The sequence below is a fragment of the Arthrobacter sp. 05N33_2 genome, assembly GCF_056397425.1.
On the sequence record NZ_JBFTNJ010000089.1, the window covers coordinates 1 to 10,055 of the forward strand.

A 10,055-nucleotide genomic window follows, 5' to 3' on the forward strand; every position below is an offset into this window, starting at 1 on the left:
GATGGGGGCCGAACGACGGACAGTAGTCGAGTGCACTATAAGTGCAGTATGATGCACTTATGGATGAGAGTACAACGAGCTTGGCGCTGGCAATCGGCGCCCGAGTTAAGCAGGAGAGGCAGTCGCGGGGCTGGACGCTTGATCAGCTTGCGGAGTCTGCAGGGGTAAGCCGCAGGATGGTCATCAACGTGGAGCAGGGTGCCGCGAATCCCAGCGTGGGAACTCTGCTGAGGATCAGCGACGCGCTGGGTGTGGGGCTGCCGGCGTTGGTCGAGCCACCTCGCCCGAAGCCGGTGAAGGTCACGCGCAGTGGTGAGGGCGCTGCTTTGTGGAGCGGTGAGTACGGCGGCCGCGGGGTGTTGGTGGCCGGCACCGAACCGCCGGACGTGGTTGAACTGTGGGACTGGACGCTGGGTCCCGGCGACCGTCATGTGAGCGAGGCCCACACGTCGGGCACCAAGGAGCTTTTGCAGGTCCAGCAGGGCACGGTCACGGTGGAGGTCGCAGGTCAATTGCTCACCCTCGATGAGGGCGATGCGGTGACGTTCCCGGGCGACGTGGCACACTCTTACGCCAATCCGAGCACGGAGCCGGCGAGGTTCTCCCTGGCCGTCTTCGAGCCGGGCGTGGGGACAGGTCACCGGCCGGAGGCGTCCGATGCTTGAGTCGGGCATGCTTCAGGAATTTCTCGACGGCGGCCATGTTGACGCCGCCGTGTTCGCGCTGCGGCCCGACTACCGGGCTTTGCTGCTGGCCGTTGACGGACTCGTCCCTGGCCCGAGTGACCAGGCCGGAGAGGAGATGCTCCAGGCGGCGGAGTCCGCAGCCCGGGAGCTGCTCAACGGCCGGCCGGTTGAGCAGCTCCCACACGTGGCTGCGTGGCGTGAGGCTTATCAGGGCTTCGGCGCCAAACCGAACCGCACTCGCAACAGCCTGGAGGCGCTCCTGCGCCGGGCGGTGTCCGGGTTGCCCCGGGTGAACCGTCTCACCGACCTCTATAACGCCGTTTCAGTGCTCCACCAGGTCCCGCTGGGTGGGGAGGATCTGACCCGCTACAGCGGTGCGCCGCGGCTGGTTCGAGCCACCGGCAAGGAAGCCTTTGATACCGCCGCCGACGGCGCCACGGTGATCGAGCACCCGGAATCCGGCGAGGTGGTGTGGCGCGATGACGCCGGCGTGACCTGCCGGCGCTGGAACTGGCGCCAGGCACGCCGCACCCAGCTCGGCGAGGAGACCACCTCCGCGCTGTTCATCCTCGACGCGCTCGAACCCATGACCGATGAGGCGCTCCACGCCGCAGCCGAGGACCTGATCGCCCGGCTGACCCTCCTGGGTCCCGACGTCGGCGTTGCCCGCCGCCTGATAGCCGCGGGCACGCCAGCCAACGAAGGAGACTGACATGCTCGTCCACTCCCGGATACGCGCGATCGTTGACCGGCAGGCCCGAAGGGGTCAGCCGTGAGCCAGCGCGTCCCCAAGAATGTCCCCGTTCCGCCGTGGGGGCTGGCCGTGGCGGCCATGCTCTCAGTCCAGCTGAGTTCGGCACTGTCAGTGGATCTGATCGCGGCGGTGGGGCCGGCCGGAACTGCCTGGCTCAGACTCAATGTGGGGGCGCTCGTCTTCTTGGCCGTTGCCCGACCCCCATTGCGCGCGCTGCGCCGCCCCGACGTCCCCGTGCTACTGGGGCTGGGTGTCGCCACCGGACTGATGACCATCGCGTTTCTCGCCTCCATCGAACGCATCCCGCTCGGCACCGCCGTCGCGATCGAGTTCCTCGGTCCGCTGACTGTCGCCGGGGTGCGCAGCCACAGCGCACGCTCGCTTATCTGGCCAGCCCTGGCGCTGCTGGGCGTCGTCCTTCTGACCGAACCTTGGGCTGGTGAGATCAACCTCGCCGGTATCGGGTTGGCAGGGCTCGCGGCCGTCGGGTGGGCCGTCTACATTGTGCTCACCCAACGGATCGGCGACCGCTTCACGGGCATCGGTGCGCTTTCACTCACCGTTCCCGTCGCAGCTGCCACGGCAGCGGTCGTCGGCATCCCGCAGTCCGCCGGACATCTCAACCTCGGTGTCCTCTCCGTCGCTTTCGGACTGGCCGTCCTGATGCCGGTGCTGCCAATGGCGCTCGAGATGCTCGCCCTGCGCCGGATGACGCCCACGGCGTTCGGTACCCTGATGGCCCTCGAACCCGCCATCGGGGTGCTCCTCGGGCTGCTCGTGCTGCACCAGCAGCCCTCACTCACCCAATTCGGTGGCATCACGCTCGTCGTCCTTGCAGGGGCCGCCGCGCAACGCGGTGGCCGACGGCGACCGCGCTCCCGCGAACACGCCGGCGCCCCCATCGCCCCCGACCTCATCGGCCAAGGGCCAAAGTAAGCGACAGTCCTCCAAATAGGGGGTCCGCCAGACTGTCGCTACGCGGGAATTCCCTGCTGACAGGGCCCGCAGCTAAGTCCCCCAGGGAGTGCCCCAGACTTTGCTTCCCTGTTATTCAGACCAAAGGAGTTATAACCATGTTCACCGGCTTGAGTGCCTTCCCCCTGACCCCTCAGGCAGATGATGCTGTTGACGAGTCTGCCTTCGTTCGCCTGATCGAACGGCTCTCGGAGGCGAAGGTTGGCTCCATTACCGCGCTCGGATCCACGGGCTCCTACGCGTATCTGAGCGGCGAGGAACGGAGCCGTGTGGCTCGTCTTGCCGTCGAGCACGCCGGCGCGACACCGGTGTTCATTGGTGTTGGGGCCTTGCGGACCTCACACGTCCTCGCGAACGCTGAAATGGCAGAGCAGGCGGGGGCTTCCGCACTCCTGCTTGCGCCCATGACCTATCAGCCCCTCACCGAAGATGACGTGTTCGAACTCTTCCGGACCGTCACCGCGAACTCGTCGCTGCCCGTGATCGTCTATGACAACCCRGGCACCACCCATTTCACCTTCACGACCGAGCTTTACGGACGCATCGCGGAACTGCCCGGAATCGCCTCCATCAAAATCCCCGGTGTGCCGGCCGATCCGGAGCAGGCACAGGCGCGGGTTCAGGAAATCCGCGCCGCCGTCCCGGCGCACGTGACCATCGGAGTTTCCGGTGACGCAAAGGCCGCCGCCGGACTGGCCGCCGGGTGCGATGCCTGGTACTCCGTCATCGGCGGCACCTTGCCCGCCCTGGCGCTGCGGATCACCCGGGCCGCTCTGGAAGGGCGGGTCTCAGACGCGACCGCTGAGTCCGAACGGCTTGCACCGTTGTGGGAGTCGTTCGCCGAGTTTGGCGGGAGTATCCGGGTCGTTGCGGCCATAGCGGAACAGCTGGGACTGGCATCACCATCGTGCCTGCCGCTTCCCCTCCAGGGATTGACCGCGGAGCAGCGTGCCCATGTTGGCAGGATTGTCGATGAGCTCGGGCTTAACCCATAGCGCCGGCCTCGGCGTTTCACGCGGGAAGTACCGCCGGGGCGGGGCGCTGGCGCGCTACGTCTTCGCCGCGACGCTGGTGCGAAGCGCAGACGGCGGCGCAGTGGTCGCCATCGTGCTGCTCGCGCACGCCTGCGGGATGCCGGGCTGGCTGGCCGGCATCCTGGGAGCATCAATCACCGCACCCCACATGCTCGGCCCCTTCATTGCCCGACGCCTCGATACAGCCCGTGACGGACGCAAGGTCATCGCGTGCTCCGCAGTCCTCCACGGGGTGCTGCTCGGTGCTGCTGCACTGCTCCTGCCCGTCGCCTGGCCGATCTGGCCAGCCATGCTGCTCTTCGTCTCCGGCATCTTCGGGCCGATGCTCACCGGCGGGATCAGCAGCCGCCTGCCCTCCATCGCCGGCCCCGGGCAGCGCAGCCAACGCAGAGCACAAAGCTGGGACGTCGCAAGCTACGGACTCAGCGGCACCCTCGGGCCGGCAGCAGTGGCATGGATCGCGGCAGCATCCGACGCACTCACCGCGACACTGGTTCTGGCCGGAGCCGCCGTCGTTGGTGCTGGAGCCGTCCTCGCACTCCCCAAGCAAGAGCCGCCCAACAAGGCCGTTGAGGTGCCATCACCCGGACGAACACTGAGCCTCATATGGGAACGTGGTCCGCTGCGCCGCACACTCGGACTCACCGTGACCGTCGCATTCTCTGTCGCCGCGCTACCGATCTACGCCGTTGCCACAGCTCCCGCGTTCGGCGGCGCCGCGGCCGCCGGAACACTGGTCGCAGCCTACGGGATAGGGAATCTCCTCGGATCAGCAGGGCTCATGCTCCGACCGCTTCGCCGCGACGCAGACCCTCTCATGAGCTCCCTCTCCGCACTCGTCGCGGCAACGCTGATACTCGTGATGCTTACTCCGACACTCCCCACATCCCTCATTGCCTTCGGCCTGGCAGGGATCGCCAACGCAATGTTCTTCGCGGCAACCCTCGCCGCGCGAAGCGAATACGCACCCATCGAGGCCCGCGGCCAAATCTTCATCTGGGTAGGCGCACTCAAGATCGCAGCAGGATCCGCCGGAACAGCCGTCGCGGGTGCAACTATCGCACAGACGGTTTGGGCACCACTTCTGCTGGCGACAGCCCTCACAGCAATTGCTGCGACCACCAGCATCATCGAGCGCTCCCGTCCACGCTTGTCCAAACACTAGCCCGCCTGAATCCGCGGCGTGAATGCGGCGAGCAATGTCTCCAACCTGATGGCCCCGTCACGGAGCACCGGGCCGGCCGAGGGTGTCATGCCCGGCGCAGGGATCAACGCCGACGTCATCAAAGAGGAATCCCCCGGGGCCGTCGAGGACCACTTCGGCCCCTTCTCGGCCGCCGCGGAAGCAACTGTCGCTCAGATCTGCCTGGGTCACCGACGCTATGGCCTTAATGATGGGCAGAAATCCACCGGCATACGCCCTGTGGCCACAGTTGAAAGGGAAGAAGGCTTTGGCGGGGTGGGTAGCGTTGGTCCATGGGACTGGTCGACGACAGCCCGGACCGGGCAGCCCTGACGTTGACGCGGCTCGCCCGCGGAAGAATCCGTAGGACCCGGCGACCTGGCAGGCGCATGCTCGACTATCTAGACGACCTCGGACAGCGGAACGCCACACCTTCCTCGGGTTGGTGGCCACCGCATTGCCCGGAGCCACTTCAAATCCCTGGACTATCTGGGAGCAGGGTTGCGCGAGCCGAGTTAGGGCGGGATGTTCGACACTAAATCACCGTCACCTGCTGGAATTTGACCTTGTCTTTGTCGTCGCGCGCCGTGCCCATTTGACCGGGAGCGCCGCTGGGCCCCGCGAGGCCCGGTGTGGATGGCTGGCCAGGGTCAGTGCTGGCGTGGCTGAAGTCGCCTCGGGCGCCGCTGTCGCCGGTGACCCCCGAGGCACCTCCCGGGCCCGGGTCTCCTCCTTTGCCGGGGTCTCCTGACTTCGCCTTGAACACGCTCTGGCCACCGCTTTGGTCGGAAATGTAAAAGACGAGGATGTCTCCGGCTGCGCCCGCGTCGCCGCCCCGACCTCCAATCCCGCCCTGGGCTCCATTCCCTCCTGCGCCGCCGTAAGCGCCGGGCTCGCAGTCGTTTCCGTCGCCGCCCTTTCCGCCCTTGCCGCCGGCGCCACCTTTTCCTCCGTTGCCACCTTTTCCTCCGTTGCCGCCTGAAGCGTCGACAGATACGTCGCTGCCGAGGACGCTCACGTGTAGTTCAACGGTGCCGCCCTTGCCGCCTGGCAAGCCATCCGCGCCGGGGCCGCCGATGCCGCCATCGCCGCCACGTCCGCCGCGCGTGGCACCAGTGTCGGTGACGAAGAACCAGCCACTGCACACCGCTCCGAATCCCCCTTGTCCCTGCGGTCCGTCTCCTCCGGCAGCGCCAGCCGCGCCATCGCCGCCATCCGTTCCCCGCTTGTCGATGCCGCCCATTTTAGGATCTCCTGTTCTGGTGAGGTTAAGTCTCTGATGGGTTTGCTGCTGTTAAGTTCAGCGCCAGCCGGCCGTGACAGCCTCCACTCGAGCGAGGATCTCGGAGATGGCAAGACGATCCGTATAGCCCTCTATCGGCGGATGCGGGCCGGGCTTGGTCATTTCCTCCACCACCAGGGGAATCTCCAATGGTGTAGGCGGGGCACCGACCATCTCGTTGCAGGTGAGCAGGAAGTGGCTGCTCTCCGGTACGATCCAGCCGTACTGGTGGAACTTCACGTTCCCGGCCGTCAGCGCGTTGATCGATCGTTTGAGGAACAGCAGGCCTCGCACTTCGAGGTCGCGGTCCAGAAGCCGGACCTCCTTCCACACCGGAAATGCGTCGCGGACCGGTGAAATGAAACGCGCACCTTTCTCAGCGGTCAGCTTCGCCAGGGCAGGAGAATGGCCACGAGCGATAAGCATCGCCGTTGCGCGGCTGACCGCGTCACGCACCATCACAACTTCCTGCGGAATGGTTGCAGTGCCCTCGATCTCTCGGGACGACACAACACCGTGGTTACCCTCAGAGAAAACCACATCAGGCACAGAGGCATGCTCGAGACTGCGTTGGATGTCGTTCAGATCTTCCTCCGGGATGGCGGGGTGGATGATTCCGAGGCGGTAGAGGTCCCTGATTGAGCGCGGTCTTTCTTCGACCAGAAATTCAGCGGCCGGAGAGTCAGGGCTGTCAGAGAAGACGACCGGGTACTCCGACTCCTCGATTACATATGTGTCAGGCATGATCTGTCCTTGCTTGAACGGAATCTGTTTGGGGGAATGGGGTCCGGTCACGRGGTGGGGACCTGCGTRWAGCGGTCAGCTCTGGGTGATCGGACCRGWCGGCRCCTGCGAGTGTCTCTCAGGTGGGACCGCCAGCCGCCGATCCTCATCCTGGGYGCGGAGACGTGGCGGGCAAGGGACACGGTCGGGTTCTGGACGATTTTGGCTCTGTAGCCGTCCGCGATCAGCAGGTCGTAGACACCTTGCCAGCCTGATCCGTCGACGAAGCCGCCGTGCACGAGCACGAGGTTCTTTACTGGTTCCTCGGACATGCGACCCTTCTGTTTAAGGGAGTAACAACCGGATGCTAGCCGGACCCGGTCCGGGTGGCTAGGGTCCATTGACCGGGGCAATGCCTCGACGCCGCCTTTACCTGCGATTCCGTCGAATGGTTCTCGAAATGGAACGGGCGCTCCCGAGCCCGAATCGAGTTTGAGAGGGAGCGGGGAACCCAGAAAGTTGGTCGGGAAGTGTGCCTCATTCTGTCCCCCGGGGGATGGAGCCTACGGTCAGCGGAGCGCGCGCAGATACCGTGCAGGCACGATTCGCTGCCCGATTCGAAGGAGTGGGTAGATTGCCCGCCAGTCGGCCATCTACTCTCGGCTCAGCGCGCGCCCAGACCGGGATGCACCGCAGCTTTGCAGTACCGCGGACCTTTCCCGTGAGTCAACGCGCACCCTAGCCCGGGATGCGTTCTGGAACTACGCTGGGGCAGGCGTCGCCCTGTTTCCGGGCAGGCGGCGGGCACGTGGTCGGGGAAGGAGGCGGTCCATGAACGCACAGAACATCACCCACTGGATCCGGGCGGGGTTGTGGACACTGCCCCTTTACGGTCTGATCACCGCCTGGGCCACGCTTGAGCCTCAGCCGGACCAGCAAAAGGATCCAGACGCCTGGGCACGGTTCGTCAGCTCGGGCTCGTATCAATCCAGCCACTTGCTCGGCAGCTACGGAGGCACCATCCTCGCCATCTTCGGGGTGTTCGCGCTGGGCTGCTGCCTGGCCAACAGCCGCGTCGGCCGCCTGGCACTGGCAGCAACAGTCATCACCGTCGCAGGAACTGCCTTGCTAATGGTCCCCGCTGTCCTCTCCACTTTCGCCACTCCCGCGATCGGGAAGGCGTATCTGGAAGGGAACCGGGACGTCATGCTTCTGGAGTTTCCATCCGCCATGACGGTCTCGTTCCTGCTCGGGCTGCTGCTCGCGTTCGTTGGCAACGTCTTGCTTGGAGTCGCGGTCTGGCAGTCCCGGACGCTCCCCCGTTGGGCCGGGGCGCTATGGATTGCCGGCGCCGTACTGTTCTACCTCCTCGGCGTCGTGCTGGGGCAGGCGACCACGGGCAGCAGCCTTCCGACACAACCGGCCGGTGCCTTGCTCATGGCTGCATCGGGTGGCTGGATGGCGTGGAGCCAGTCACGGCAGGGCCAGCCAGCCGCGGCCGTCCATGCGGCCGGCACGCGCTGACGGCTTAAGGTTCGTGGAGGCCGGACTTGCCCCAGCGGTCCAAGTGATTGTGTTGAGAATTCGCGTCGGCTCCATCCGTTCGGATGGATCGAGACGATGAATACCGGAGAACGCCTCATGCCACATCTACGACGTTGCGATTATGTCGGTATCACCGTTGGCGTATCACCCATGTGCGCGGTCCGGAGGATTATCGTGCCCCTGGCCCAGCGGATCGGCTGACCTGCCTTCAGCCGCGCCGACCTCACCGGTGAGGTCCGACTCGGGCCCCGAAGATGCCCACCCGCTAACGTTCAGCAACCCAGCACGGGCGCTCACGCCTTTCCCGCGGCCACGGCGGATAACGACGAAGATTTGATCCCCAAGACTCAGCAAGTCATGCAGGTCCAAGCGCTCCCGCCCATGAAGAAGTACGCAGCAACACCGCTGTCCAAGCCAAGAGAAGGAGCCGCCAGACCGCAACGGCCACCAACAAAAATGGGCCCTAGGGGCCATAAAAGGAGATTTGGACACATTCAGCGGCTACAAGCCCCTGAACAGGGAAAACACGTGCCCGAGGTGGGACTCGAACTGCATTCCTGCCCTCGCAATCACTGGGCTCCCGCGGAAACATGCGGAATTCTGTCCGATCCGACACCGGTACGGCCCGGTCCGAAGCCCAATGTGTGTACTTTGTACACACCGCAAAATGGCCAGCTCAAAGCATCGCAATCACCAGCCGCACCCGACACGTTTCGCCGGCGACCACCAGCAACCGCAGCAACTCGGCTAAAAAACGCCGCTCCCCATCGGCCACACGTGGCGAGTGAGGCCGCCCCCGTCACGACATATTCGAGACTTCCTTGACGGGCAGTGTGACAAGTGCCATAGTCTTCGTATGGACCTGTTGGACAGCTGGACAGCTGCGCAAGATCGAGTGGTACGCGTCGGCGCGGCCGAAGCGGTCTTCGCATCCCTCCGCAGCGCAATCGAAGGCGGCAAGATCCCTGTCGGCACCCGCCTGGACTCAGAGGCATCGCTGGCCAAACAGTACGGCGTGAGCCGGACGATGGTCAGGGAGGCGCTGCGTTCCTGCACCGCGTTGGGACTGACGGCCACCCACACGGGTAAAGGCACCTTCGTCATCGCTGACAAGGTGGCCCAGGACCTCAAACTCGGCAAATATTCGGCCAGCGCCCTCGTGGAAGCCCGCCCCCACGTGGAAGTGCCGGCCGCGGGCCTCGCCGCCCAACGCCGCAGCAACGAAGACCTGGAGGCCCTTCGGGAAATCCTCCGGGAAATGTCCGAGGAGGACGATCTCCAGCAGTGGGTGCTTTTGAACACCGAGTTCCACGTGACCATCGCCCGGTGCAGCGGCAATGGCGTGTTCGAATCATTCCTGTCCGACATCTGTGACGCCATGGCCAACCAATCGAACACGCTTAACCTCGTGGCGGACCGGCGCAAAGAATCGGGTCAGGAGCACGCCCGCATTTTCGCTGCCATCGAGAGTGGATCAGCCGACGAAGCATCCCAGGCCATGAGGATGCATTTGCACGGGGTTGAATGCGCCCTGGGCACCATCGTCCCCGGAAGCGGAAACTCCAGGTCCGGCCATACGCGCTAGATCCTAAACCTCGGATTTCACCCACCTCCCCTGCTGCAATCGCCGCAGGCCCCGCGCGGTCTCTTTGCCTTGGAACAACCATGCCCACCGTGCTGGCAGCGGCGTCACTCAGGCCTGCCCCAGATTTTTCCGTCCAAACCCGTCAACGAAGCCCTGTGAGGACCCAATGACCAACGCCCATACCGCCCCGGACACCCGCTCCGAACACGACCTCCTGGGCGACCGGGACGTTCCCGCCGGCGCCTACTGGGGCGTCCACACCCTCCGGGCCGTGGAGAACTTCCCCAT

The 10,055-nt window shown here is 65.3% G+C and carries 10 protein-coding genes; 7 read left to right on the plus strand and 3 right to left on the minus strand.

The features are described from left to right. Window positions 1-59 precede the first annotated feature (59 nt). From AC1DHX_RS19235 to AC1DHX_RS19255, 5 genes are all read left to right on the plus strand, one after another. Window positions 60-665, plus strand: a complete 606-nt coding sequence (locus tag AC1DHX_RS19235) for a helix-turn-helix domain-containing protein (RefSeq protein WP_476858743.1) — start codon at window positions 60-62, stop codon at window positions 663-665. Window positions 666-672: 7 nt separating this feature from the next. Beyond that, window positions 673-1,398: a B3/B4 domain-containing protein gene (locus tag AC1DHX_RS19240; protein WP_476851187.1), complete on the plus strand. Its 726-nt coding sequence runs from the start codon at window positions 673-675 to the stop codon at window positions 1,396-1,398. 120 nt (window positions 1,399-1,518) lie between these two features. Continuing rightward, on the plus strand, window positions 1,519-2,376 hold the full coding sequence (locus AC1DHX_RS19245) for an EamA family transporter (RefSeq protein ID WP_476858774.1): 858 nt from the start codon (window positions 1,519-1,521) through the stop codon (window positions 2,374-2,376). A gap of 137 nt (window positions 2,377-2,513) precedes the next feature. Further along, a complete protein-coding gene (locus AC1DHX_RS19250; RefSeq protein ID WP_476858744.1) occupies window positions 2,514-3,410 on the plus strand; it encodes a dihydrodipicolinate synthase family protein in 897 nt (298 codons plus the stop codon). Beyond that, window positions 3,388-4,614: an MFS transporter gene (locus AC1DHX_RS19255; RefSeq protein WP_476858745.1), complete on the plus strand. Its 1,227-nt coding sequence runs from the start codon at window positions 3,388-3,390 to the stop codon at window positions 4,612-4,614. Before AC1DHX_RS19250 ends, AC1DHX_RS19255 begins: the two co-directional genes overlap by 23 nt. Window positions 4,615-4,671: 57 nt before the next feature. Here AC1DHX_RS19255 and AC1DHX_RS19260 read toward each other — a convergent pair whose 3' ends face one another. The 3 genes from AC1DHX_RS19260 to AC1DHX_RS19270 form a co-directional block, all read right to left on the minus strand. Then, the gene (locus tag AC1DHX_RS19260) at window positions 4,672-4,824 is read right to left on the minus strand and encodes a hypothetical protein (protein WP_476858746.1); all 153 of its coding nucleotides are present in this window, start codon (window positions 4,822-4,824) and stop codon (window positions 4,672-4,674) included. A 343-nt stretch (window positions 4,825-5,167) separates the two neighbouring features. After that, complete coding sequence (locus AC1DHX_RS19265) at window positions 5,168-5,875, minus strand: hypothetical protein (protein ID WP_476858747.1); 708 nt, start codon at window positions 5,873-5,875, stop codon at window positions 5,168-5,170. A gap of 57 nt (window positions 5,876-5,932) precedes the next feature. Further along, window positions 5,933-6,658, minus strand: a complete 726-nt coding sequence (locus AC1DHX_RS19270) for a hypothetical protein (protein ID WP_476857416.1) — start codon at window positions 6,656-6,658, stop codon at window positions 5,933-5,935. Between the two features lie 810 nt (window positions 6,659-7,468). Between AC1DHX_RS19270 and AC1DHX_RS19275 the strand changes: the two genes are divergently transcribed. Continuing rightward, a complete protein-coding gene (locus AC1DHX_RS19275) occupies window positions 7,469-8,161 on the plus strand; it encodes a DUF4386 family protein (RefSeq protein WP_476858748.1) in 693 nt (230 codons plus the stop codon). Window positions 8,162-9,038: 877 nt separating this feature from the next. Beyond that, the gene (locus AC1DHX_RS19280; protein ID WP_476851194.1) at window positions 9,039-9,767 is read left to right on the plus strand and encodes a FadR/GntR family transcriptional regulator; all 729 of its coding nucleotides are present in this window, start codon (window positions 9,039-9,041) and stop codon (window positions 9,765-9,767) included. Window positions 9,768-10,055: the final 288 nt, after the last annotated feature.

Bases quoted from the DNA above. Each gene is read 5' to 3' on its own strand.
- AC1DHX_RS19235 (WP_476858743.1), top strand. From the start codon at position 60: ATGGATGAGAGTACAACGAGCTTGGCGCTGGCAATCGGCGCCCGAGTT.
- AC1DHX_RS19240 (WP_476851187.1), top strand. From the start codon at position 673: ATGCTTCAGGAATTTCTCGACGGCGGCCATGTTGACGCCGCCGTGTTC.
- AC1DHX_RS19245 (WP_476858774.1), top strand. From the start codon at position 1,519: ATGCTCTCAGTCCAGCTGAGTTCGGCACTGTCAGTGGATCTGATCGCG.
- AC1DHX_RS19255 (WP_476858745.1), top strand. From the start codon at position 3,388: ATGAGCTCGGGCTTAACCCATAGCGCCGGCCTCGGCGTTTCACGCGGG.
- AC1DHX_RS19265 (WP_476858747.1), bottom strand. From the start codon at position 5,875: ATGGGCGGCATCGACAAGCGGGGAACGGATGGCGGCGATGGCGCGGCT.
- AC1DHX_RS19270 (WP_476857416.1), bottom strand. From the start codon at position 6,658: ATGCCTGACACATATGTAATCGAGGAGTCGGAGTACCCGGTCGTCTTC.
- AC1DHX_RS19275 (WP_476858748.1), top strand. From the start codon at position 7,469: ATGAACGCACAGAACATCACCCACTGGATCCGGGCGGGGTTGTGGACA.
- AC1DHX_RS19280 (WP_476851194.1), top strand. From the start codon at position 9,039: ATGGACCTGTTGGACAGCTGGACAGCTGCGCAAGATCGAGTGGTACGC.